At 60.8% G+C, this 23227-nt stretch carries 19 protein-coding genes; 7 read left to right on the top strand and 12 right to left on the bottom strand.

Going from position 1 to position 23227, the window contains the following annotated elements:
• Positions 1 to 35 precede the first annotated feature (35 nt).
• From rpoD to rpsU, 3 genes are all read right to left on the bottom strand, one after another.
• The gene (rpoD, locus tag CYR52_RS08240) at positions 36 to 1877 is read right to left on the bottom strand and encodes an RNA polymerase sigma factor RpoD (RefSeq protein WP_072927213.1); all 1842 of its coding nucleotides are present in this window, start codon (positions 1875 to 1877) and stop codon (positions 36 to 38) included.
• Between the two features lie 157 nt (positions 1878 to 2034).
• Positions 2035 to 3783, bottom strand: coding sequence for a DNA primase (gene dnaG / locus CYR52_RS08235; protein WP_072927214.1), 1749 nt, complete (start codon positions 3781 to 3783; stop codon positions 2035 to 2037).
• Between the two features lie 136 nt (positions 3784 to 3919).
• The gene (gene rpsU / locus CYR52_RS08230; RefSeq protein ID WP_001144069.1) at positions 3920 to 4135 is read right to left on the bottom strand and encodes a 30S ribosomal protein S21; all 216 of its coding nucleotides are present in this window, start codon (positions 4133 to 4135) and stop codon (positions 3920 to 3922) included.
• A 382-nt stretch (positions 4136 to 4517) separates the two neighbouring features.
• Between rpsU and tsaD the strand changes: the two genes are divergently transcribed.
• Positions 4518 to 5531: a tRNA (adenosine(37)-N6)-threonylcarbamoyltransferase complex transferase subunit TsaD gene (tsaD, locus tag CYR52_RS08225; RefSeq protein ID WP_072927215.1), complete on the top strand. Its 1014-nt coding sequence runs from the start codon at positions 4518 to 4520 to the stop codon at positions 5529 to 5531.
• A gap of 143 nt (positions 5532 to 5674) precedes the next feature.
• Here the strand turns inward: tsaD and mqo are convergent, their stop codons facing one another.
• The 5 genes from mqo to galB form a co-directional block, all read right to left on the bottom strand.
• Positions 5675 to 7318, bottom strand: a complete 1644-nt coding sequence (gene mqo / locus CYR52_RS08220; RefSeq protein WP_072927216.1) for a malate dehydrogenase (quinone) — start codon at positions 7316 to 7318, stop codon at positions 5675 to 5677.
• Positions 7319 to 7779: 461 nt separating this feature from the next.
• Complete coding sequence (locus CYR52_RS08215; RefSeq protein WP_101828399.1) at positions 7780 to 8673, bottom strand: NAD(P)-dependent oxidoreductase; 894 nt, start codon at positions 8671 to 8673, stop codon at positions 7780 to 7782.
• The gene (locus CYR52_RS08210) at positions 8670 to 9764 is read right to left on the bottom strand and encodes a 4-oxalomesaconate tautomerase (protein ID WP_101828398.1); all 1095 of its coding nucleotides are present in this window, start codon (positions 9762 to 9764) and stop codon (positions 8670 to 8672) included. The genes CYR52_RS08215 and CYR52_RS08210 overlap by 4 nt, the downstream gene beginning before the upstream one ends.
• A 5-nt stretch (positions 9765 to 9769) precedes the next feature.
• Positions 9770 to 10483 carry a 4-carboxy-4-hydroxy-2-oxoadipate aldolase/oxaloacetate decarboxylase gene (locus CYR52_RS08205; RefSeq protein ID WP_072927222.1) on the bottom strand — a complete coding sequence of 238 codons (714 nt, stop codon included), beginning with the start codon at positions 10481 to 10483 and terminating at the stop codon, positions 9770 to 9772.
• Entirely contained in the window at positions 10480 to 11220 is a 741-nt protein-coding gene (gene galB, locus CYR52_RS08200) for a 4-oxalmesaconate hydratase (RefSeq protein WP_101828397.1), read from the bottom strand. The genes CYR52_RS08205 and galB overlap by 4 nt, the downstream gene beginning before the upstream one ends.
• 125 nt (positions 11221 to 11345) lie before the next feature.
• Here galB and CYR52_RS08195 point away from each other — a divergent pair, with 125 nt between their 5' ends.
• Complete coding sequence (locus CYR52_RS08195; RefSeq protein WP_072927393.1) at positions 11346 to 12602, top strand: LysR family transcriptional regulator; 1257 nt, start codon at positions 11346 to 11348, stop codon at positions 12600 to 12602.
• A gap of 8 nt (positions 12603 to 12610) precedes the next feature.
• Here CYR52_RS08195 and CYR52_RS08190 read toward each other — a convergent pair whose 3' ends face one another.
• Both CYR52_RS08190 and plsY read right to left on the bottom strand, forming a co-directional pair.
• Complete coding sequence (locus tag CYR52_RS08190; RefSeq protein WP_101828396.1) at positions 12611 to 13990, bottom strand: MFS transporter; 1380 nt, start codon at positions 13988 to 13990, stop codon at positions 12611 to 12613.
• Positions 13991 to 14338: 348 nt separating this feature from the next.
• Complete coding sequence (gene plsY / locus CYR52_RS08185; protein WP_072927226.1) at positions 14339 to 14980, bottom strand: glycerol-3-phosphate 1-O-acyltransferase PlsY; 642 nt, start codon at positions 14978 to 14980, stop codon at positions 14339 to 14341.
• A gap of 107 nt (positions 14981 to 15087) precedes the next feature.
• Between plsY and folB the strand changes: the two genes are divergently transcribed.
• Entirely contained in the window at positions 15088 to 15444 is a 357-nt protein-coding gene (gene folB, locus CYR52_RS08180; protein WP_072927395.1) for a bifunctional dihydroneopterin aldolase/7,8-dihydroneopterin epimerase, read from the top strand.
• A gap of 130 nt (positions 15445 to 15574) precedes the next feature.
• Positions 15575 to 16393 (top strand): undecaprenyl-diphosphate phosphatase, encoded by an 819-nt coding sequence (gene bacA, locus CYR52_RS08175; RefSeq protein WP_072927228.1) that lies wholly within the window; start codon positions 15575 to 15577, stop codon positions 16391 to 16393.
• Between the two features lie 78 nt (positions 16394 to 16471).
• On the opposite strand, the gene CYR52_RS08170 is transcribed toward bacA, so the two are convergent.
• Together CYR52_RS08170 and CYR52_RS08165 are read right to left on the bottom strand one after the other, a co-directional pair.
• Entirely contained in the window at positions 16472 to 17716 is a 1245-nt protein-coding gene (locus CYR52_RS08170) for a multifunctional CCA addition/repair protein (RefSeq protein ID WP_072927229.1), read from the bottom strand.
• 142 nt (positions 17717 to 17858) lie between these two features.
• Entirely contained in the window at positions 17859 to 18479 is a 621-nt protein-coding gene (locus tag CYR52_RS08165; protein ID WP_101828395.1) for a TIGR04211 family SH3 domain-containing protein, read from the bottom strand.
• A gap of 51 nt (positions 18480 to 18530) precedes the next feature.
• Between CYR52_RS08165 and CYR52_RS22625 the strand changes: the two genes are divergently transcribed.
• The 3 genes from CYR52_RS22625 to glnE all read left to right on the top strand — a co-directional run bounded on the left by CYR52_RS22625 (position 18531) and on the right by glnE (position 23133).
• Positions 18531 to 18704, top strand: coding sequence for a hypothetical protein (locus CYR52_RS22625; protein ID WP_165699078.1), 174 nt, complete (start codon positions 18531 to 18533; stop codon positions 18702 to 18704).
• Between the two features lie 232 nt (positions 18705 to 18936).
• Positions 18937 to 20253, top strand: a complete 1317-nt coding sequence (locus tag CYR52_RS08160) for a CYTH domain-containing protein (protein ID WP_101828394.1) — start codon at positions 18937 to 18939, stop codon at positions 20251 to 20253.
• A gap of 54 nt (positions 20254 to 20307) precedes the next feature.
• Positions 20308 to 23133, top strand: a complete 2826-nt coding sequence (gene glnE, locus CYR52_RS08155; RefSeq protein WP_101828393.1) for a bifunctional [glutamate--ammonia ligase]-adenylyl-L-tyrosine phosphorylase/[glutamate--ammonia-ligase] adenylyltransferase — start codon at positions 20308 to 20310, stop codon at positions 23131 to 23133.
• Positions 23134 to 23227: the final 94 nt, after the last annotated feature.

Below are 23227 nucleotides of genomic sequence, written 5' to 3'. Positions count from 1 at the left end.
CCTTACGGGGCTTTTTTGTGGCGGCAACCGGGCGATTAATCGTCCAGGAAGCTGCGCAGTACTTCAGAGCGGCTCGGATGGCGCAGTTTACGCAGCGCCTTCGCTTCAATCTGGCGGATACGCTCACGCGTGACGTCAAACTGTTTGCCCACTTCTTCCAGCGTGTGGTCGGTGTTCATGTCGATACCGAAACGCATACGCAGCACTTTCGCCTCACGCGCCGTCAGGCCGGCCAGCACGTCGTGCGTGGCAGAGCGCAGGCTCTCAGAGGTCGCGGAGTCCAGCGGCAGCTCCAGCGTCGTGTCTTCAATGAAGTCGCCCAGATGCGAATCTTCATCATCACCAATCGGCGTCTCCATGGAGATCGGCTCTTTGGCAATCTTCAGCACTTTGCGGATCTTGTCTTCCGGCATCAGCATACGTTCAGCCAGCTCTTCCGGCGTCGGCTCGCGGCCCATCTCCTGCAGCATCTGGCGCGAGATACGGTTGAGCTTGTTGATGGTCTCAATCATATGCACCGGAATACGGATGGTACGTGCCTGGTCAGCGATGGAACGGGTAATCGCCTGACGGATCCACCAGGTGGCGTAGGTCGAGAACTTGTAACCACGGCGGTATTCGAACTTGTCTACCGCTTTCATCAGGCCGATGTTGCCTTCCTGAATCAGGTCCAGGAACTGCAGGCCACGGTTGGTGTATTTTTTGGCGATAGAAATCACCAGACGCAAGTTCGCTTCCACCATCTCTTTCTTGGCGCGGCGCGCTTTCGCTTCACCAATCGACATACGGCGGTTGATGTCTTTGACCTGCTCAATGGTCAGGCCGGTCTCTTCCTCGATCTGACGCAACTTTTGCAGGCTGCGCTGGACATCTTCACTGACGTCTTTCAGCTTCTCAGACCACGGCTTGGCCATCGCGACGGCCGCTTCGAACCAGACATCGCTGGTCTCGTTGCCGGCGAACAGGTTGACGAAGTTTTTCTTCGGCATTTTGCACTGTTCAACGCACAGCTTCATGATGATGCGTTCCTGGGTACGGACGCGATCCATCATGGAACGCATGCTGTTGACCAGGAAATCGAACTGTTTCGGCACCAGGCGGAACTGTTTGAAGATCTCAGAAAGCTTCAGGATCTCTTCTGCGGCGCTGGCGTGGCTGCGGCCTTTGGTCTTGATGACGTTACGGGTCGCTTCATACTGCTCACGCAGGTCGGTGAATTTCTGGCGCGCCAGTTCAGGGTCGATGCTGTTGTCATCGTCGCTGCTGTCGTCGTCTTCATCTTCATCTTCGTCTTCGTCGTCCAGTTCCTCGTTCGGCAGTTCAGAGCCAACGTGGGTGGCGGTCGGGGCGATATCCTCTTCCGCGTTCGGGTCAACAAAGCCGGTGATCAGGTCAGACAGGCGGGACTCGCCGGCTTCCACACGATCATACTGTTCCAGCAGGTAGGTAATCGCTTCCGGGTATTCGGCAACGGAGCACTGCACCTGGTTGATACCGTCTTCGATGCGTTTGGCGATGTCAATTTCACCTTCACGCGTCAGCAGTTCAACGGTACCCATTTCGCGCATATACATGCGCACCGGATCGGTCGTACGGCCAATCTCAGACTCAACGCTGGACAACACCTGGGCAGCCGCTTCGGCCGCGTCTTCGTCGGTGTCATTGGTGTTTTCGGCCAGCATCAAATCATCGGCGTCCGGTGCTTCTTCCAGCACCTGAATGCCCATGTCGTTAATCATCTGGATGATGTCTTCGATCTGGTCGGAGTCGACGATATCTTCCGGCAGATGGTCATTGACCTCAGCATAGGTCAGATAGCCTTGCTCCTTACCACGGGTGACAAGAAGTTTGAGCTGTGACTGCGGGTTTTGCTCCATAAGACGGTATCCACACTTCAGAGTATTTGGGTTGGTGTCGGTCGGCGAAACCGCCAACGATAACATTTGGGGCGTTTTTGTTGTTGCCGCGGCCCGCTATGGCGGCATCGTGCAGGGCATCGCCCCGCTATATATCGGCACTTAAGCCGTCAGATGGTCATTTTTTTTTCGCCAGTACCTGGTTGAGAGAGCGAACCTCTTCCCGTTCTTCCGTGCTCAAACCATGCGTCCGGGCGCGCGCGATTAGCGTCTCCAGCCGTTGCTCCAGAACGGAGTCATACAGGCTGGCCAGCGTGTCCACAAATGTTTCCTCAACCATATCCTCTACGATCATGTGGTTCCATGTCGCCAGGATTTCAAGCTGCTGGCTGTACTTATTATCGCGATATTGTTCCAGCAACTGGCCGGTGGTCAGCCCCGGCTGGGCCAGGCAGGTCTCGACCAGTTCGACAAACAGGTCAAAGCCCGGCAGTCCGGCTTGTTCCACGCCTTGCAGCGAAGGAATAAGTGTAGCCAGCCGGGGATTTTGTACCAACAATCCTATCAGTATACGCATTGTCGTGCGTTTTAGCTGGGGCGGCTGGTAGCTATTTGCGCTTTCACCCTGTTTGGGCAGCAGCTTCTCCAGCTGGCTGTCATCCAGGATGCCCAGCTTGTTGCCGAGTTGCTGGCGCAGGTAAAGACGTAACGTTTCACCCGGTACCTGTCCGATCAGCGGCAATGCCAGGGTGCTTAATTTGGCGCGCCCGTCAGGGCTGCTCAAATCCACCTGCGGCAGCAGCGTTTCGAACAAGAAGGTCGAGAGCGGTTGAGCCTGCTCCATGCGCTGCTCAAAGGCCGCTTTGCCCTCTTTACGGATCAGGGTGTCGGGGTCTTCGCCGTCAGGCAAAAACATAAAGCGCAGCTGGCGGCCGTCAGTCAGGTAGGGCAGGGCGGTTTCCAGCGCGCGCCAGGCCGCCTCACGGCCGGCACGGTCGCCGTCATAGCAGCACACCACGTTGTCAGTGGCGCGGAACATCAGCTGGATGTGGTCAGCGGTGGTCGAGGTGCCGAGCGAGGCTACGGCATAATCAATGCCGAACTGCGCCAGTGCCACCACGTCCATATAACCTTCCACCACCAGCAAACGGGCCAGCTCCGGGTGGCTTTGCTGCGCTTCATACAGGCCGTACAACTGGCGGCCTTTATGGAAAATCTCGGTTTCCGGGGAGTTGAGATACTTGGGTACCCCATCACCCAGCACCCGCCCGCCAAAGGCGATCACCCGCCCGCGTTTGTCGCGGATAGGGAACATCACCCGTTCGCGGAAGCGGTCATAAACCCGCCCCTGGTCGTTGGTGACCAGCATCCCGGCGTCATTCAACGCGGTACGGCCGTCACTGTTTTTACCAAAGCGCTTCAGGGTGTTATCCCATCCGGCCGGGGCAAAGCCAATCGCAAAGTGCTGGATAATCTCCTGGCTCAGGCCGCGCTGTTGCAGGTAGTCGCGGGCGACCTGCGCAGTGGGCTGAGCCAGGGCGTGCTGATAATGGGTGCTCAGCTGTTCCATCAGCTGGTACAGGCTCTGGCGCTGATGGCGTTCAATCTGGGAGGGGCCGGACCCTGCCTCGTAAGGCACGTCCAGGCCATGCATGGTTGCCAGTTCCTCAATGCTTTCGACAAACTCCAGCCTGTCGTAATTCATCAGGAAATCGATGGCATTGCCATGCGCGCCGCAGCCGAAACAGTGGTAAAACTGCTTCTCGCCATTGACGGTGAAAGAGGGGGTTTTCTCATTGTGGAACGGGCAGCACGCATGATAATTCCTGCCCTGCTTTTTCAGCTTCACCCTGGCATCGATCAAATCGATGATGTCAGTGCGCGCCAGCAGGTCATTGATAAATACACGCGGGATTCGTCCAGCCATAAGCCCCTTGCTCACCAGCCTATAAACGACAACAAGCCGCGCATTCCTTTCGGAAAGCACGGCCTTCGTATACTACTACTCAGTCTGCGCGTTTTTCGAAATGACCAAACCACGCGGTGGGGTTACCCCCGAAAAATTAGTACAGACGAGTACGGCGTGCGTTTTCGCGAGCCAGTTTCTTCGCGTGACGTTTCACAGCAGAAGCTTTAGCGCGTTTACGTTCGGTAGTCGGTTTTTCATAGAACTCACGACGACGAACTTCAGCTAAAACACCCGCTTTTTCGCAGGAACGTTTGAAACGACGCAGAGCTACGTCGAACGGCTCGTTTTCACGTACTTTAATTACCGGCATGTGCCTCTCACCTCAATAAAATCGGTTTGTCGCTGGCCTGTGGCGCCAGCCATTTTCAAAATGGTGCGGAATTTTACTTCAATGGGTGCTGCTTTGTAAAGCACCACAGCAAATTGGAATGGGCAGGACGGCCAGCAAATGTGCTCGCTTATGCGCAAGCGGGTGATTATATACCAATCAATCGGGAATACCCGTGATTAATCAGTGCCGGGCGAAAATTCCCTCGCTGTCCGGCACGGAAAAAAAGAGGGGGGGCGCAGGCGCAGGCAGGTTGTGCGGGCGCATATGGCTGCAAGCCGGTGTTGAGCCGCCCCCAGATAGTGGTAAACTGCGCGCCGCGCCGCCCGCGTCGGGGCGCCGTTCGAAACAGGTGGAAAAGGCAATGCGCGTATTAGGTATCGAAACGTCCTGCGATGAGACCGGCATCGCAATTTATGACGATCAACAAGGTCTGCTGGCCAATGAATTGTACAGCCAGGTGAAATTGCATGCGGACTACGGCGGCGTGGTGCCGGAACTGGCCTCGCGTGACCACGTCCGCAAGACGGTGCCGCTGATTCAGGCCGCGCTGAAGGATGCGGGCCTGCAGGGCAGTGACATCGATGCGGTGGCGTATACCGCCGGGCCGGGGCTGGTCGGCGCGCTGCTGGTGGGGGCGACCATCGGCCGTTCGCTGGCGTTCGCCTGGGGCGTGCCTGCGGTGCCGGTACACCATATGGAAGGCCACCTGCTGGCCCCGATGCTGGAAGACAACCCGCCGTCGTTCCCGTTTGTGGCGCTGCTGGTTTCCGGCGGGCACACCCAGCTCATCAGCGTGACCGGCATTGGTGAATACCGGCTGCTGGGCGAGTCGATTGACGATGCCGCCGGGGAAGCCTTCGACAAAACCGCCAAGTTGCTGGGGCTGGACTACCCCGGCGGCCCGATGCTGTCGAAAATGGCGCAGCAGGGGCAGGCGGGGCGCTTTACGTTCCCCCGGCCGATGACCGATCGCCCAGGGCTGGATTTCAGCTTCTCCGGCCTGAAGACGTTTGCTGCCAATACCATCCGCGGCAATGAGTCTGACGATCAGACCAAAGCAGACATCGCCCGCGCCTTTGAAGATGCGGTGGTGGATACCCTGGCGATCAAGTGCAAGCGGGCGCTGGAGGAGACCGGCTTCTCCCGGCTGGTGATGGCGGGCGGCGTGAGCGCCAACCGCACCCTGCGCAGCAAGCTGGCGGAGATGATGCAGAAGCGCCGTGGCGAGGTGTTCTACGCCCGCCCGGAGTTCTGCACCGACAACGGCGCAATGATCGCTTACGCGGGCATGGTGCGCCTTAAAGCAGGCAACACCGGTGGGCTGGGCATCACCGTGCGTCCGCGCTGGCCGCTGGCAGAGCTGCCGGCCGTGTAACCTGCCGCTGCGTACATCCGCGGCGGGCACACAAAGCATCTGCCGCGTGCATCCGCGGTGGGCACGCAAAAAAAAGCGCCGGGCAATCTGCACCGGCGCTTTTTTTATGTTTCCCCGGCATGGCACCGGGGAAAAGGAGAGGCTTAGAGCTGCATGTCGGTCGCGGCTTTGGCTTCTACTTTGCTTTCACTGGCCGGAGCCACGACAGCCGGGGTATCCTGCGGGATCATCGGCGGCGGGGTCAGTTGCAGCGTCTGGCTGGTCATCTGCCATTCCTGCTCGGTCAGCTGCGGGTTGCCGTTCAGCTTCTTGCCGTAGGTTGGGATGATTTCACGCATCTTCGCCTGCCAGGCCGGGGTCGCCATCTTGTCTTTGAACGCTTTTTCCAGCAGGTTCACCATGATCGGTGCTGCAGTGGACGCGCCCGGAGATGCGCCCAGCAGGGCTGCCAGGGTGCCTTCTTTGTCGCTTACGATCTCAGTGCCGAGACGCAGTACGCCGCCTTTCTCTTCATCTTTCTTGATGATCTGCACGCGCTGGCCTGCCTGCCACAGACGCCAGTCTTCTTTACGCGCTTCTGGGAAGTATTCCTGCAGCGCTTTGAAGCGGTCGTCGTCAGACATCATCAGCTGACCGGCCAGGTACTCAACCAGCGGGTATTCATCGATCCCAACATGCATCATCGGCACGATGTTATGCACGGTGGTGCTCTTCGCCAGATCCCACAGAGAACCCTCTTTCAGGAACTTGGTGGAGAAGGTAGCGAATGGCCCGAACAGGATCACGCGCTTGCCGTCCAGCACACGGGTATCCAGGTGCGGTACGGACATCGGCGGGGAGCCGACGGACGCTTTGCCGTACACTTTCGCCAGGTGTTTGCTGGCCACTTCCGGGTTCTCGGTCACCAGGAAGGAACCGCCCACCGGGAAACCGGCGTAGTTTTTGGCTTCCGGAATACCGGATTTCTGCAACAGCGGCAGAGACGCACCGCCCGCCCCGATAAAGACGAATTTCGCATCAATGCTGTGCTCTTCGCCGTTATTTTTCAGGTCAGCCACGGTAACGTGCCAGCTGTTGTCCGGGTTGCGTTTCAGGTCACGCACTTCCGTGGAGAGATCCAGCGTGAAGTTTTTCTTCTGTTGCAGGTTGCCGACGAACTGGCGGGTGATCTCACCAAAGTTCACGTCGGTGCCGATCGGCATCCAGGTGGCGGCCACTTTCTGCTTCGGATCACGGCCATCCATCACCAGCGGGATCCATTTCTGGATCTCTTTCGGGTCGTCAGAATACTGCATGCCCTGGAACAGGGTGCTCTTCTGCAACGCCAGGTAACGCTTGTGCAGGTAATCGACGTTCTCATCGCCCCAGACGAAACTCATGTGCGGCGTGGAGTTAATAAAGGAGTGCGGGTTCTTCAGAACGCCCTGTTTCACCTGGTGAGACCAGAATTGACGGGAGATCTGGAAACCTTCGTTGATCTCAACCGCTTTCGCGATCTCAATCTCGCCATTCTCTTTTTCCGGCGTGTAGTTCATTTCCGCCAGTGCAGAGTGGCCGGTACCGGCATTATTCCAACCGTTGGAACTCTCTTTTGCCACACCGTCCAGGCGCTCAACCATGGCCATTGACCAATCCGGTTCCAGCTCACTCAGATAGGTGCCCAGGGTGGCGCTCATAATACCGCCGCCGATCAACAGGACATCCACTTTCTGGTCTTCCGCTGCGTGCGCGAGCGTGCTGCTGAGCAACGCGGATGAGCACAATAAAGCCACTACTTTCATCTTCATTACGACTACCTTGCCAGGACTTGTTCAGAAAAAATATTATTTATCAATAACATAAAAACGTCCCTCGCCGCTGGAGGAACCTTTTGAAGGTATGATAATTACGAAGCAAATATGCAACCTTTGCGCAACGCGGCGGAATATATCATTTAACAGCCGTTTAATTAAAGTCCCTTTGTCAGTTAATAACCGACGGAGTCAATAACCATTCAGTAACGCATTGTTATTAGCCTTAAGAAGGAAGCGGACTTAAATCAAATCATGATTGGGGGCAGAATAAATGCGCGGGATAAGCCCGGAAAACGACGCAGAAATAACCGCTAAAGTGAAAGGGAAATAAAAAGTCTGATTATTCTAAAAAAAGAACCGGCGGGCGGATAATTATACGTCAGGTTAATTTAATGTTGATTTAATGTGAATTAAAATGAGGCGTAAAATAAGGGGCCGATCCGGCCCCCCACACTCTACTTTTTGGCGTACAGCGTATCGATCGTCTGCTGCCAGACAAACGGCGTCAATTGCGCATAGGTCAGATCGCGTGCGGCCAGCGCGTCCACCATGCCTTGTTGGGTCTGCGCGGTGGCCTGGCTCATGGCTGCGGGCACCTGCACATCCTGCAACGTTTTCACCACTTCCTGCATCTCTTCAGCGCGGCGGCGGCCATGCTCCGCCACCCGGCTGATCAGGTAGTGCGGAAACTCCCCCTGCCAGCCGAGCGACGGGAAGCTGGCGTGCAGGGAGTCAATCACCGCCTGCTCCACGCCGTACTGGCGCGCGGCGCTCAAACATTCCGTGGTCAGCGCCTCCAGCCCTTTGATCATCACACTGCGGCACATCTTAATGGCGGACGCCTCGCCCACTTCACGGCTCCAGACCCGGCAATGGAAGCCAAGGCTATTCAGCTTCGGGCCTATCTCCTCTGCGCGCGGCCCACCGATCAGCAGCGGCGTGGCAAGGCGCTGCGGCGGCACCGGGGCCATCACCGCCACATCGAGGTAATCTGCGCCGTGCTGCTCAATCAATGCCGCGGCGGCCCGCTTGGTGTTGGGGGCCACGGAGTTCAGGTCGAGAAACACCTGCCCGCCGGTCAGCAGCGGGGCGCACTGGGCCGCCACGTCCAGCGCATTGGCGGCGGTCACGGCAGAGAAGACCCACGTCGCCCCCTGCACCGCATCCGCCGGCGACAGGGCGGGGCGCACGCCGCAGCGGGCGGCTTTCGCCAGCATCGCGCCGCGCGTCCCGCCCAGCAACTGGCTGTCCCAGACGGTGACCTGCACGCCGCGCGCCTGCATCTCTTCTGCCAGGATGGCACCGGCTTCACCAAAGCCAATCAACGTAACACGGGCTATTTCCATCATCGTGCTCCTTCAAACGGCCATACGGCGGCCGGGATCAACACATTGCCGTCAAAAATCAGCCGGGCCGTGCGCAACAGGCCGCACCCGGCCAGCTGTTGCTGCGCAGCCAGCCGCAACAGCACGCTGAATTCGCCGCCCGGATGCTCCACGCTCAGGCGCTGCGGGTTTTGCCCTGGGGTAAGCGCTGCCAGCCCTTCCGCCACGCTGCCGGGGATCAGGCAGGCGCTGGCGACACTCACCGCGCCCAGCACCCCGATTGAGGCGTGGCAACGGTGCGGGATAAACGTGCGGCTGGAAATTGTCCCGCCATGGCGCGGCGCAGCCAGCAGCGTCATTTTCGGCACGCTGCGATCACTGACGTCACCGAGGTTCATCTTCGGCCCCATTTGCAGGCGAATCGACTCCAGCCGCTGTTTCAGTTCGCTGTCGGCATCCAGTTGTTCGCGGCTCTCGTAACCGCTGCGATCCAGATCCGCCGCACGCACCAGCACCACCGGCATACCGTTATCAATGCAGGTGACGTCAATGCCGTCAACGCGATCGCGCGCCGCGCCGGTGGGCAGCAGCGCGCCGCAACTGGAACCGGCGATGTCGGCGAAGGTCAGCACCACCTCGGCGGCCGTGCCGGGCACGCCGTCAATGTGCAGCCCGCCGTCATAGTTCACGGCGCTGTCCGGCGTTGCCACCTGGGCGACGGCAACCTGCCCGGTGTTCTCCATGAAAATACGGACTTCCGTGACACCGGGCCGGGCGGGCACCAGCCCGCGCTCAATGGCAAACGGGCCGACGGCGGCGAGGATGTTGCCGCAGTTCTGGCCGTAATCCACCACCGCCTTGTCGACATTCACCTGTGCGAACAGGTAATCCACATCCGCATCCGGGCGTTTGGAACGCGCCACTATCGCGACTTTGCTGGTCAGCGGATCGGCCCCGCCGAGGCCGTCGATCTGGCGCGGATCGGGCGATCCCATCACCGCCAGCAGCACGCGGTCACGCAATACAGGATCGGCAGGCAGATCGGCGGCCAGAAAACAGGCCGCTTTCGAGGTGCCGCCACGCATCAGCAAACAAGGGATCCGGCGCTGGCGCATTTTACTTACTCCCCCAGCTCATGCAGGCTGTCGACATAGCGCAGCCCTTTTTCCGCCAGGCGCGGGCGCATCTGGTAGATGTCCAGCCCCAGTTCGCCCTGCGCCATACGCGCGCGTTTGCTCTCCTCAAGCTCCGCACGTTTGCGGCTGGCGGCGGCCACCCCGGCCGCCTCGGCATGGCGTACCACCACCACACCGTCATCATCCGCCACCATCACATCACCGGGGACGATCAACTGCCCGGCGCACACCACCGGCACGTTGACGGAACCCAGCGTCTCTTTGACCGTGCCCTGCGCATACACCGCCCGTGACCAGACGGCGAACCCCATCTCACGCAGGGTGCGGGTGTCACGCACACCGACATCCGCAATCAGCCCGCGCACGCCGCGTGCCTGCAATGAGGTCGCCAGCAAATCGCCGAAATAGCCATCGCTGCAAGGGGAGGTGGGGGCGACCACCAGCACATCACCCGGCCGGCACTGCTCAACCGCGACGTGGAACATCCAGTTGTCACCGGGGGCGACCAGCACCGTCACGGCGCTGCCGGCAATGCCGTGATCCTGCTGGATCGGGCGGATCGCCGGGTCCAGCAGCCCTTTGCGCCCCTGCGCTTCATGCACCGTTGCCACACCGTAAGCGGCCAGGGTGTCGATCACCGCGTGGTCTGCGCGGGGAATGTTGCGCACCACGACGCCGCGTTTGCCGAGATGACTCATGCCAGATCCTCCGTGACGCGTGGGAAAATGCTCTGATAGCCTTCCCCGTAAATGATGTCGCGGCTGCTGGTGATGCCGACGTTACGTTTGGCCTGCACGCCGCGCTGTTGCGCCACGCGGGTGTAGTATTCCCACAGGTGCTCCTGCCCGGCCATGCATTGGATCGCCTGGTATTTCTTATCCCAGACGGAGGTGATGTCGAGCAGCACATCCGGTTTCCACTCACACTGTTCCGGCTGGTGCGGCTCAAAGCAGTAGACCGGCGGCGCACCGACAACCGGCTCGCCGGGGCGGTAGCCCTCAGCCTGGGCGATGATGCGTGCCTCCTGTGCCAGGTGGGTCGCCAGCGGGTGATCGTAGTTGTACGGGTCTTTCAGCGAATGGGTCAGCACGAAGTGCGGCTGTACGCGGCGGTAAACATCCGCCAGGCGGAACAGCGCGTCTTTGTCCGCCCGCAAGGGGTAGTCGCCCATATCAAAAAACTCGATGCTTGCGCCGAGGATCTCCGCCGCCGCGTTGGCCTCTTCCCGGCGGGCTGCTTTGACGCTCTCTTCAGTCATGTTGCCTTTGCGCCACAGTTTGGCGGACTCACCGCGTTCGCCAAATGAGAGACAAACCACATGGACGTCGTAACCCTGCGCGTGGTGCAGGGCAATGGCGCCGCCGGCGCGCCAGACGAAATCGGCAGAGTGGGCACTGACAACCAGCGCACTTTTTTTCAGGGTGGCATTGTTCATGATGTCCTCCGGTTTTTTTCCATGCTGGCACGCCGTCCGGTATGGCGATAATTCATTCGATTGCAGCAGGTATGCGTTTTATTTATATTGCCCATCAGGATCGTGTTTTCAGGGTGGGGAAAATCATGCAGCTGACAGCCCATGATGAAGGGGTAAACCTGATGCAAATCAGGGCGTTTATTCAGGTGGTGGAGCAGGGCAGCGTCTCGCGTGCGGCAGATGAGTTATTCCGTACCCAGTCGGCGGTAACGCGTGCCATCCGCGATTTGGAGCAACGGCTGGCGGTGCCGCTGTTTGAGCGCCATGCAGGCGGCATGATGCTGACAGACTTCGGCAAATGCGTGCTGCCGCGGGCGCGGCGGGCGTTGGCAGAACTGCACCAGGTGCCGCTGCTGCTGGCGCGGCTGCGCGGCCGGCCGGCCCCGGCGCGCAGCGAGGCAGAGCCGCTCTGGCTGTTCAACGTGCGGCGGCTGCATATTTTCATCACCCTGTGCCAGACCCGCCATATGCAGACGGTGGCCGCGCAACTCGGCCTCAGCCAGCCGGCGGTCAGTGCCGCGCTGAAAGTACTGGAGAATGGCGCGGGCATCGCACTGCTGGAGCGCACCCCGCACGGCATGATGCCGTCACTGGCCGGGCGTGAGATGGAGCCGAACATCCGCCGTGCCCTGAACGAGCTGAACCACATTCCGGCCGATATCGCCGCCCGGCGCGGGGTGCTGGCGGGCACGGTGCGCATCGGCGCGCTGCCGCTGGGGCGCACGCGGCTGCTGCCGCAGGCGATTATCCGGCTGACGGCGCGCTACCCGGCGGTCAGGGTCATTACCAATGAGAGCGCATTCGGCACCCTGGCAGCTGAGATGCGCGCCGGGGACATCGATTTTATTTTCGGGGCGCTGCGCAACAGCAGCGATGCCGCTGACATCACGCGCGAGACGCTGTTTCGTGAGGAGATGGTGCTGCTGGCGCGGCGGGATCACCCACTGGTGACGCCATCACTGAGCGCGGAGGATCTGCGCCGGGCGCGCTGGGTGTTGCCGCGGGCGGCGACACCGGCACGCCGCCTGCTGGACGGCTGCTTCCGGGCGATGGGCATCCCGGCGCCGGAGCCGGTGGTGGAGAGCGGTGATCTGGCGTTGGTGCGCGGGCTGTTGCTGCATTCAGAGATGGTGGCGGCGGTGTCAGCGCATCAGCTGGAGCATGAGCTGGCCAGCGGCGAGCTGGTGGTGCTGCCGCTGCCCCTGCCGGACACCGGCCGCGATATCGGGTTGACCTGCCGCGCGGGCTGCCTGCATTCACCTGCCGCGCAGGCAATGATCGACTGCCTGCGCGAGGTGTGTGCCGAAGGGCAGGATCAGGCCGGTTTACCCGCGACCCCATAACGCCCCGGCTACCGGTTGTTCATGGTGCGTGACAGGGCGGGCAAGTCGTTGATATCGATGCCTTTGACCTGTTCCGGCGGATTCGCTTTCTGGTGCCGGGTGATGGTGAGCGCCGCCAGCAGGGCAGGGATCGCCAGGATAATAAAGATGCTGGTGGTACCGGGGAAGGTCACCAGCAGCACCCCGCCGATAGAGGAACTGAGGATCGCCCCGGTGCGGCCGATGCCGTGCATCCAGCTCACGCCGGTGGCACGCATTTCGGTCGGGTAAAACGCCGGGGAGAAGCCCTGTAACCCATTCTGGGCGCCGTTAATGCAAAAGCCGCTGAAGAATACCAGCACGGCCAGCACCGCCGGGCCGAAGGCCCCGAGCCCTTGCGCCAGCAGGCAGGCCATCCCCAGCAAATAGAACAGGCCAATCACATATTTCGCGGCGAAGCGGTCCATCAGATACCCCACCAGCAGGCCACCGAGCGGGCCGCCGAGCTGGAACAGCCCGGCAATCATCGCGGCGCGCTCCAGCGAGAAGCCGCTGGTACGCATAATGGTCGGCAACCAGCCGTTCAGCAGGTAAATCACGAACAGCCCCATAAAGTAGGTGATCCACAGCACCAGGGTGCCGCCTGCGTAGCCTTTGCTGAAGAGTTGCAGCACCGCGGCGCGCTTGCGGATCACCGGCGTATTCAGCACAAAAGTGGTATTGGGCGCAAAATGGCCGCCGGCACGCCGCAACACCGCCGCGATTTTCTCGCGGCTGACGCGGCGCACCACCATGTACATGGCGGACTCCGGCAGCACCATCATCAACACCGGCAGCATCAGCAGCGGCACCAGCCCGCCGAGGGCCAGCACCGCTTTCCAGCCAAAATCAGGCAGCAGCCCGGCGGCAATAAACCCGCCAGCGCCGGAACCGATGTTAAAACCGCTGTACATCAGGGCGATGGTCAGGCCACGGCGGCGCGCCGGCATATACTCCGACACCAGCGTGACGCAGTTGGGCATCACCGCGCCCAGCCCCAGCCCGGCCAGAAAACGCAGCACGGCCATCTCCAGCGGCGTGCGGGCAAAAGCGCACAACAGGCTGAACAGGGCAAAACCGAATACAGAGAACAGCAGCACCCGTTTACGCCCCACACGGTCTGACCACGGCCCGGCAATCAGCGCGCCAATCGCCACGCCAAACATCGCCGCACCGAGGATTGGCCCCATTTCTGCCCGTGAAATGCCCCACTGCTCAATCAGCGCCGGGGCCACAAAGCCCATCACCGCCGCATCGTAGCCGTCGAACATGATGATGATGAAACAGAGCCCCAGCACCAGCCACTGGTAGCCGGAAATGGGGCGGGCATCTATCCAGCCTTTTACGTCAACAATCGGGTGATCGCTCATCGGGTACGCTCTCTGTTTTTTTTATCAATAACGTGATCGGGTTAAAGTTTTTACCGGCTGCCACCGGCGAAACAAACTGGCCGCCGCATCAGGGTGCGGGGCCGTGCTTATAATTTTTATTGATTAATCAACGTATTATTTTTGAAACATCAAAAGGTACAGCGATCAACTTAGGCAGGTACGGCAGGTTTGTCTGCCGTAAAATAGTTATTGAGGTATGAGTTTTATTTATTTGTTGAGCGGTGTCGGAAAATGGGGAACGTAAAGCGCCGCAGCGGGCAGGCCGCAGCCCGGAAAGGGGGGTATCAGGGAAAGCAGGCTGCCGTGCGCCGCGTGGGCGCACCGGGGTCAGGAGGGTTTGCGGCCGGCCGCCGCTTTGCGCGCTTCTTCGCGCCGTTTGCGCAGCTTGTGCCAGATTTTGGTTTCCTGGCCGCGCCACAAACGCTGGATATTGTCATGGTGGCGCATCAGGATCAGGCAGGAGAGCATCGCCACCGGGAAGGTGAATTGCGGCTTGAACCACCAAACGTAAAACGGGGCAATCAGTGCGCTGACAATCGCGCCCAGTGAGGAGTAGCCGCTCAGCAGCACCGTCAGCAGCCAGGTGCCGGTCATCAAACCGGTGAGGTCCCAGCCGATCGGCGCAATCGCCCCAAAGGCAGTCGCCACGCCTTTGCCGCCGCGGAAGTGGAAGAACACCGGCCAGATGTGGCCGAGGCAGGCGGCAATCGCCGTCAGGCCAAGGTAGAAGGGCGGCACGTTGGATTTGTAGGCCAGCCAGACCGGCAGCATTCCCTTCAGCACATCGAAAATCAGCACCGCAGCCGCGGCTGCGCGCCCGCCGATGCGCAGGACGTTGGTGGCACCCGGATTGCCGGAGCCGCTCAGGCGCGGGTCGGGCAGGCGGGCAAGGCGGCACACCAGAATAGCACTGGAAATTGAGCCACATAGGTACGCGAGGATAATCATCCCAAGCGCGGTAGCACTCATAACGTGGTTCCGTTCATTAGGGGTCGTTTTAATCGCAGCATCTATGGATAATACGCATATTCCGCTGGAAGTGGTATCCGGCCGGGCCAAAAACAGAGAATGACATGATGGACATCGTATTTATAGAACAGCTCACCGTAATCACCACCATCGGCGTTTACGACTGGGAACAGACCATCCAACAAAAGCTGGTGTTTGATGTGGAAATGGCCTGGGACAACCGCGCGGCGGCCGCCAGTGATGACGTCAATGACTGCCTGAGTTATGCCGATGTCAGCCAGGCGATCCTTCAGCATGTGGAGGGCGGGCGTTTTGCGCTGGTGGAGCGGGTGGCAGAGGAAGTATCTGAATTGTTGCTCACACGCTTCAAATCGCCGTGGGTACGTATTAAGGTCAGTAAGCCCGGCGCAGTGGCACAGGCTGCACGGGTTGGAGTGATCATTGAGCGTGGCCGGCGGCCCTGACGTTACGGTCAGTAAAATGTCACTGAAATGAAACCATCGGCCGGTAAGCTGGTCATAACGTGAAGAAATTTAGCGGCATCTATTTATGCCGCTTTTTTATGACGTTAATTTTAGGGGTAAGGAAGATTTCATGACGGATGTCCATTCGTTAGTGGTTGCGTTTATTCTTGGCGTGGTTGAAGGCCTGACTGAATTCCTGCCGGTATCCTCTACCGGGCATATGATCATCGTCGCCAGTTGGCTCGGCTTTACCGATGACAAAGCAAAATTCTTTGAAGTGATTATCCAGCTCGGGTCGATTCTGGCGGTCGTGGTGATGTTCTGGCGCCGGTTGTTTGGCCTGATCGGCATCCATTTCGGTCAGGTGCCGCATGAGGGCGTCTCCAAAGGGCGGCTGACGTTGGGGCATATTCTGCTGGGGATGATTCCGGCGGTGGTGATTGGCCTGGCGCTGCATGAGCAGATCAAAGCGCTGTTCGAAGTAAAAAACGTGATGTATGCGCTGGTGGTGGGCGGTTTCCTGCTGCTGGCCGCCGAGTGGCTGAAGCCAAAACAGCCGCGTTCACCGGGGCTGGATGATATCACCTACCTGCAGGCGTTCATGATTGGCTGCTTCCAGTGCCTCGCACTGTGGCCGGGCTTCTCCCGCTCCGGCGCGACCATCTCCGGCGGGATGCTGATGGGCGTCAGCCGTTATGCGGCGTCGGAATTCTCATTCCTCCTGGCAGTGCCGATGATGATGGGGGCGAGCGCCCTGGATCTCTACAAGAGCATAGGCTTCCTCAGCATGGCTGACCTGCCGATGTTCGCGGTGGGCTTTATCACCGCCTTCCTGGTGGCCCTGGTGGCGATCAAAACCTTCCTGGCGGTTATCAAGCGCTTCTCGTTTGTGCCGTTTGCCATCTACCGCTTTATCGTGGCCGGTGTGCTCTACGCGGTGTTCTTCTGATAACCCCGTCCCGCTGACAAAAAGCCCCGCATTACGGGGCTTTTTTTATGGGAGGTACCTGTGGCCGGGCTGCGCTGCTTACCCCTCAACCGGCAACAGTTGTTGCTGCTGTTTCCAGTCGGTGAGCACAGTGATGCGGCGGCGGCGCAGTTCATCGCGGATCGCGGTACCCTGTAAACCGGCGTCCAGCACCTCTTTGATCGAGACACTGTTGGCGGCATGGTACGCGGCGCGCAGGTAGTCGCCCTGCGGGTACGGGTTATTCTCAAGCCCGGTGCGGCCGCGGGCGTCGGCCTCGCTGGTCATGATCATCTGCTCCAGCCGCTGGGGTTTGCGCCACACATCGATACTGTCAAACAGCTTGAGCAGCGTCTCCGGCCGCAGCCGGTTGATGGTGTGGATCAGGTCATGGTGCTCTGCCACCAGCAGCGCCAGGTCGCGCACCGGGTTCGGCACCCGCAGGCGGCGGCAGAGTTCGTCCACCAGTTTTACCCCGGCCGGGCCGTGGCCGGGGTGGTGCGGCCAGTGCTCCGGCGGCGTCAGCCCTTTGCCGAGGTCGTGGCACAGCGCCGAGAAGCGCACATCCACCGCCGGGCTGAGTTCAGCCGCGATTTTCAGCGTCATCAGGGTGTGGATGCCGGTATCGATCTCCGGGTGCCATTTCGCCGGGGCCGGGACGCCAAACAGCCGGTCCACTTCCGGGAACAGCACCTTCAGCGCGCCGCAGTCACGCAGCACCTGAAAATAGACCTGCGGATCGCGCGTCAGCAGCGCTTTTTCCGTCTCTTTCCACACCCGCTCCGGCGTGAGGTGCGCCAGTTCGCCGCCGTCAGCCATCTGCTGCATCAGCGCCTGGGTTTCCGGCGCGACGGTAAAACCGAGGTGGGCGAAGCGGGCAGCAAAGCGCGCCACCCGCAGCACCCGCAACGGGTCTTCGCTGAAGGCCGCAGAGACGTGGCGCAGCACCCGGTCGTTCAGGTCACGCACGCCGTGGTACGGGTCGATCAGTGCGCCGTGCGCATCACGGGCAATGGCGTTAATGGTGAGGTCGCGGCGCAGCAAATCCTGCTCCAGGCTGACATCCGGCGCGGCATGGCATTCGAAGCCGGTATACCCGTTGCCGGATTTCCGCTCAGTGCGGGCCAGCGCATACTCTTCACGGCTGACCGGGTGCAGGAAAACCGGGAAATCACGGCCGACCTGCTGGTAGCCCTGTTCCAGCAACTGTTCGGGCGTGGCACCGACCACCACCCAGTCCTGCTCGGTGACCGGAAGATGCAACAGCGCATCGCGGACGGCACCGCCCACCAGGTAAATCTTCACGTTTGACTCCTGACATGATGACAACCGGAGAGCGGGCATCGCCCGGCCTGCCGGTAAGGTAACTGCTTTCAGTGTAGCGTGCGGGAAAGACAAAAGGGCACAAACGTGCCCTGAGGTGTGGAAGGAAGGCGGTGCGGCGGCCTCAGCTCATCCAGCGATCTTTTTTCTTGCGGCTTGGGATCAGGTGCGGCAACAACAGGCCGAGGATCAGGCCGGCACCCAGCACGCCGCCGCCATACATAAACCATTGCAGAATAATGGTGCGCTGTTTGTCATCCAGCTGGACATTGACCGCGTCGACCTTCTTATTCGCCACAATCAGCTGGTCTTTCAGCTTCTGGTTTTCACTCTTCAGGCCGTTGATGATGCCGTCGCTGGCCGCGACTTTATGCTGCATCTCTGCGGTGCGCTGGTTCCAGCTGCCGTCAATGTTGGTCAGCTTGTCGGTCAGGGTTTTGACCTGCTGCTCCAGTGCCGGCACCCGGGTGCGCAGGCTGGGCTGGTCGCTGAGCTGGTCGAGCGGGATCCAGGTGGTGCGCCCTTTGCTGTCCTGAATCTGGCCGTAGTGGGTGCTGTCATTGGTGCTCAGCAGCGTCACTTGATCACCGGCATTCAGGGTGCCGACAATCCGGTATTGGTTGCCGGGGCCGCTGTGAACGTAGGTATTCAGTTCGTCGGAGATATAGCGCGTTTCGTCGGCATGGGCGCCCCAGGTGACGCTCAAAGTGAGCAAAGTAAGGCAAATCAGGCGTAATTTCTGCATTATTCCATCGTATTTGGCTAAATTTAGGGGAACGATACTAATAAGTTAAGTGTGACGACGCAACGCGAAAACCGGAATGAGAACTATCTTACTATCCCGCTGGCTATCCTGCTGCCAACCGTCGCCAACACCGCAGGCCATCAGGCTTTTCCCGCCCAAACCGGCAGGAACCGCGCACTTAAGCAAAATTACCAGCAACATGACCGCCATGTTGTGCGTCGGTGAGCGCAGGCCGTGACGGCGGCGTCATCGGTAGTCTGACAGCGGGCAGGGCGAAAAAGTTCGCAGGCGGCGCGGTTGCTGTCTGCATGGCGCAAGACGCGCTGCGGCTCTTACGATACTATTTAAGAAAATAAGTGGCTTAGTACGCCATATGACGCCAGCCCCGGTGGGGTTGCCTCTCTCAGGCCCGCCCGGCAGCCGTGGCGGTGCCGGAAAACTTCGGTGCGGAAAAACGATGACTGTAGAAATTGAACTGAAATTTATTGCGACGCCGGAGGCCATCGCGGCATTACCGGCCAAAGTTTCTTCCCTGAAAAGCCAGCACAGCGCCCCGCAGCAGCTGACCAACATCTATTACGAAACCGCTGAGAACACCCTGCGTGAGCAGGGCATCGGCCTGCGCATCCGCGGCTTTGACGGCCAGTATGAAATGACGGTGAAAACCAGCGGCAAAGCGGTGGGCGGGCTGCACCAGCGGCCGGAATACAACGTCCCGCTGGAGGAGCCTGAGCTTGACCTGGCGCGCTTCCCGGCCGACATCTGGCCGGAAGGCTGTGATGTGGCCGCGTTGCAGGGCGAACTGCAACCGCTGTTCAAAACAGATTTCATGCGTGAGAAGTGGGTGGTCACTTACCAGCAAAGCGAGATTGAGATTGCCCTCGACCAGGGTGCCGTACAAGCCGGGGAGCTGAGCGAACCGCTGGCGGAAATCGAGCTGGAGCTGAAAGAGGGCAACGTGGCAGACCTGCTGCAACTGGCCGCCTGGCTGGGTGACGAGGGCGGCCTGCGCCAGGGTGGTTTCAGTAAGGCCGCGCGCGGCTTCTGGCTGGCACGGGGCACCGGGCAGCGCAAAATCCGGCCGATCCCGGTTTGGACGCCGCCGGCCAAGGCCACGGTGGAGCAGGGCATGGCGGGCGTGCTGGAGCAGGCGCTCAGCCACTGGCAATACCATGAGGAGCTGTGGCTGCGCGGTGACAAGCAGGCACGCCACGCGATGATTGAAGCGCTGGGCATGGTGCGCCAGGCGCTGGCGCTGTTTGGCGGGCTGGTGCCGCGCAAAGCCACCAGCGAATTGCGTAACCAGTTCAATGAGCTGGAGCCGCAACTGGCTGACCCGGAAGCCAATGCCGCTGAACTCTGTTTCAGCGCCGGCTACCTGAAATGCAAGTTAGCGCTTACTACCTATCTGGCCAATGCAGAATGGCGTGACTTTGTGGACGAGAAAAGCCGCAAGAAACTCGACGGCTCGTTCAAACGCTTCGCCGATATTATGCTGGGCCGCGTGGCCGCTGACATTAAAGAGGCCTTCAGCCAGCCGCTGACGGACGAAGGCTACCGCGACCAGTTGCCGCGCCTGAGCCGCCAGATCATTGCCTTGCATCTGCTGGCCGGGGCTTACCCGCAAAGTGCCTGGCAGAGCTACATCGAAAACTGGCAGGCGTTGCAACAATCGATCGTGCAACAGCAGCAGGCCTGGCTGGAAGCCGCCCGTAAACATGCGGTGCAGCAACCCGCCTTCTGGCTGAACGGCGCACCCGCCAAAGCGGACTGATTCCCCTGATTTCCGGCCCGCCTTGTGCGGGCTTTTCTCAATAAGGAATTTGACATGTTACCTCTGCCTCCCCTGCTGCGCGCCCAGGCTGACGCGCAGGCCGCCCGCCTGCCTGACACCCATGCCCTGACGGCGCAGGCCGGGTGCGTGCTGGCACTCAGCGAGTTTGTCAGTGACAGCCTGATTGCCCACCCTGACTGGCTGCCGGCCTTGCAGGCCGCCCCGCCGCAGCCGGAGGAGTGGCAACACTATGCGGGCTGGCTGGCGCAGGCGCTGGCAGAGGCCACAGAGGAAGCGGCGCTGATGCGCGTGCTGCGGCAGTTCCGCCGCCGCATCATGACGCGTATCGCCTGGTCGCAGGCGTTGCAGCAGAGCAGCACCGAACAGACGCTGCAACAGCTCAGCCACCTTGCGGAAACCCTGATCGTCGCGGCACGTGACTGGCTCTACGCCGCCTGCTGCCGCGACTGGGGCACCCCCTCCAACGCCCAGGGCGAGCCGCAAACGCTGCTGATCCTCGGGATGGGTAAACTGGGCGGCGGCGAACTCAATTTCTCGTCAGATATTGACCTGATCTTCGCCTACCCGGAAAACGGTGAAACCCGCGGCGGGCGGCGGGTGCTGGATAACGCCCAGTTCTTCACGCGGCTGGGGCAGCGGCTGATTAAAGCGCTCGATCAGGCCACGGTGGACGGCTTTGTCTACCGCGTGGATATGCGGCTGCGGCCGTTTGGTGACAGCGGCCCGCTGGTGATGAGCTTCCCGGCGCTGGAGGATTACTACCAGGAGCAGGGGCGCGACTGGGAGCGCTACGCGATGGTGAAAGCGCGGCTGATGGGCGGGGCGGACGATGCCCACAGCCGGGAGCTGCACAACATGCTCAAGCCGTTTGTGTTCCGGCGTTACATCGATTTCAGCGTGATCCAGTCCCTGCGCAATATGAAAGGGATGATTGCGCGTGAGGTGCGGCGGCGCGGCCTGAAAGACAACATCAAACTGGGCGCGGGCGGCATCCGGGAAATTGAGTTTATCGTGCAGGTGTTCCAGCTGATCCGCGGCGGGCGCGAGCCGCTGCTGCAACAGCGCGCGCTGCTGCCGACCCTGGAAGCGCTGGGCGCACTGGGGCTGCTGCCGCAGGAGCAGGTCACTGACCTGCGCGAGGCGTACCTGTTTTTGCGGCGGCTGGAGAACCTGTTGCAGGCGATTGCCGATGAACAGACCCAGACGCTGCCTGCTGATGCCCTGAATCAGGCACGGCTGGCGTGGGGGATGCAGCAGGCGGACTGGGCGGCGCTTAACGCCGCCACCGACGCCCATATGCAGGCGGTGCGGGCGGTGTTTGACCAATTGATCGGTGATGACGCGCCGGAGCAGGGCGAAAACGGCGTGCAGGAGCACTACACCAGCCTGTGGAATGACGCGCTGGAAGAGAGCGAGCTGGCACCGCTGGTGCCGCAACTGGCCGCGCCGCGCCAGGCGCAATTGTTGCGCTGCCTGCGTGATTTCCGGCAGGACATGGACAAACGCACCATCGGCCCGCGCGGGCGCGACATGCTCGACCTGCTGATGCCGCGGCTGTTGATGGAAGTGTGCGCTCACCCTCATGCTGACGTCACGCTGGCACGCCTGACGCCGCTGCTGCTGAACATCGTGACGCGCACCACCTATATTGAGCTGCTGGTGGAGTACCCCGGCGCGCTGAAGCAGCTGATCCGGCTGTGTGACGCCTCACCCATGGTGGCTGACCAGCTGGCACGCTACCCGCTGCTGCTGGATGAATTGCTCGACCCGCAAACCCTTTATCAGCCGATTGCGCCGGATGCCTACCGCGATGAGCTGCGCCAGTACCTGATGCGCGTGCCGGAAGAGGAGGAGGAGCAACACCTCGAGGCGATGCGCCAGTTCAAACAGGCGCAGTTATTACGCATCGCGGCGGCGGACATCGCCGGGGTGCTGCCGGTGATGAAAGTGAGCGACCACCTCACTTATCTGGCGGAGGCGATGATTGAGAGCGTGGTACAGCAGGCGTGGCACCAGATGGTGGCGCGCTACGGCGAGCCGTCGCACCTGGCGGGGCGCGACGGGCGCGGTTTTGCGGTGATCGGGTATGGCAAGCTGGGCGGCTGGGAGCTGGGCTACAGTTCCGATCTCGATCTGGTGTTCCTGCTCGACTGCCCGGAAGATGTCATGACCCTCGGCGAGCGCAGCATCGATGGCCGCCAGTTCTACCTGCGGCTGGCGCAGCGCATTATGCACCTGTTCAGCACCCGCACCTCGTCCGGCATCCTGTATGAAGTGGATGCGCGCCTGCGCCCCTCCGGGGCGGCCGGGATGCTGGTCAGCACCGTGGAGGCGTTCTCGCTTTATCAGCAACATGATGCCTGGACGTGGGAGCATCAGGCACTGGTGCGCGCGCGCATCGTGCACGGCGACCCGCACATCCACCAGCAGTTTGACGCCATCCGCCATGCTATTTTATGCCGCCGCCGCGACGCGGATACGCTGCGGCAGGAGGTGAGGGAGATGCGCCAGAAGATGGTGACGCACCTCGCCGGCAAGCAACCGGATCGTTTTGACCTGAAATCTGACCCCGGCGGCATCACGGACATTGAATTCATCGCGCAATATCTTGTCCTACGCTACGCCGCGGAGGAACCGGCGCTGACCCGCTGGTCAGACAATGTGCGTATTTTTGCCCTGATGGCGCAGTACCGCATCATGGAGGAGCAGGAGGCCGCCGCCCTGACCCACGCTTATGTGACGCTGCGTGATGAGATCCACCATCTGGCGTTACAGGCGCTTTCCGGTAAAGTGGCCACCGGCCAGTTTGAGGCGGAGCGCCGGCAGGTCAGGCAGAGCTGGCAGGCGTGGCTGGGATGATGCCGGGCGGGCTGTCCACGCAACAGGCCGGAAGATGCGCCGGGTAGAGGTTCCCGGTGGGAACGGGGATAAACCGCGCAGGGTTAATCCGCGC

Origin of the sequence: Chimaeribacter arupi (assembly GCF_002858805.1) — a bacterium.
Classification (GTDB): Bacteria; Pseudomonadota; Gammaproteobacteria; order Enterobacterales; family Enterobacteriaceae; genus Chimaeribacter; species Chimaeribacter arupi.
This window is presented reverse-complemented; position numbering and strand designations above follow the sequence as displayed.

Bases quoted from the DNA above. Each gene is read 5' to 3' on its own strand.
- rpoD (WP_072927213.1), bottom strand. From the start codon at position 1,877: ATGGAGCAAAACCCGCAGTCACAGCTCAAACTTCTTGTCACCCGTGGT.
- dnaG (WP_072927214.1), bottom strand. From the start codon at position 3,783: ATGGCTGGACGAATCCCGCGTGTATTTATCAATGACCTGCTGGCGCGC.
- rpsU (WP_001144069.1), bottom strand. From the start codon at position 4,135: ATGCCGGTAATTAAAGTACGTGAAAACGAGCCGTTCGACGTAGCTCTG.
- tsaD (WP_072927215.1), top strand. From the start codon at position 4,518: ATGCGCGTATTAGGTATCGAAACGTCCTGCGATGAGACCGGCATCGCA.
- mqo (WP_072927216.1), bottom strand. From the start codon at position 7,318: ATGAAGATGAAAGTAGTGGCTTTATTGTGCTCATCCGCGTTGCTCAGC.
- CYR52_RS08215 (WP_101828399.1), bottom strand. From the start codon at position 8,673: ATGATGGAAATAGCCCGTGTTACGTTGATTGGCTTTGGTGAAGCCGGT.
- CYR52_RS08210 (WP_101828398.1), bottom strand. From the start codon at position 9,764: ATGCGCCAGCGCCGGATCCCTTGTTTGCTGATGCGTGGCGGCACCTCG.
- CYR52_RS08205 (WP_072927222.1), bottom strand. From the start codon at position 10,483: ATGAGTCATCTCGGCAAACGCGGCGTCGTGGTGCGCAACATTCCCCGC.
- galB (WP_101828397.1), bottom strand. From the start codon at position 11,220: ATGAACAATGCCACCCTGAAAAAAAGTGCGCTGGTTGTCAGTGCCCAC.
- CYR52_RS08195 (WP_072927393.1), top strand. From the start codon at position 11,346: ATGCAGCTGACAGCCCATGATGAAGGGGTAAACCTGATGCAAATCAGG.
- CYR52_RS08190 (WP_101828396.1), bottom strand. From the start codon at position 13,990: ATGAGCGATCACCCGATTGTTGACGTAAAAGGCTGGATAGATGCCCGC.
- plsY (WP_072927226.1), bottom strand. From the start codon at position 14,980: ATGAGTGCTACCGCGCTTGGGATGATTATCCTCGCGTACCTATGTGGC.
- folB (WP_072927395.1), top strand. From the start codon at position 15,088: ATGGACATCGTATTTATAGAACAGCTCACCGTAATCACCACCATCGGC.
- bacA (WP_072927228.1), top strand. From the start codon at position 15,575: ATGACGGATGTCCATTCGTTAGTGGTTGCGTTTATTCTTGGCGTGGTT.
- CYR52_RS08165 (WP_101828395.1), bottom strand. From the start codon at position 18,479: ATGCAGAAATTACGCCTGATTTGCCTTACTTTGCTCACTTTGAGCGTC.
- CYR52_RS08160 (WP_101828394.1), top strand. From the start codon at position 18,937: ATGACTGTAGAAATTGAACTGAAATTTATTGCGACGCCGGAGGCCATC.
- glnE (WP_101828393.1), top strand. From the start codon at position 20,308: ATGTTACCTCTGCCTCCCCTGCTGCGCGCCCAGGCTGACGCGCAGGCC.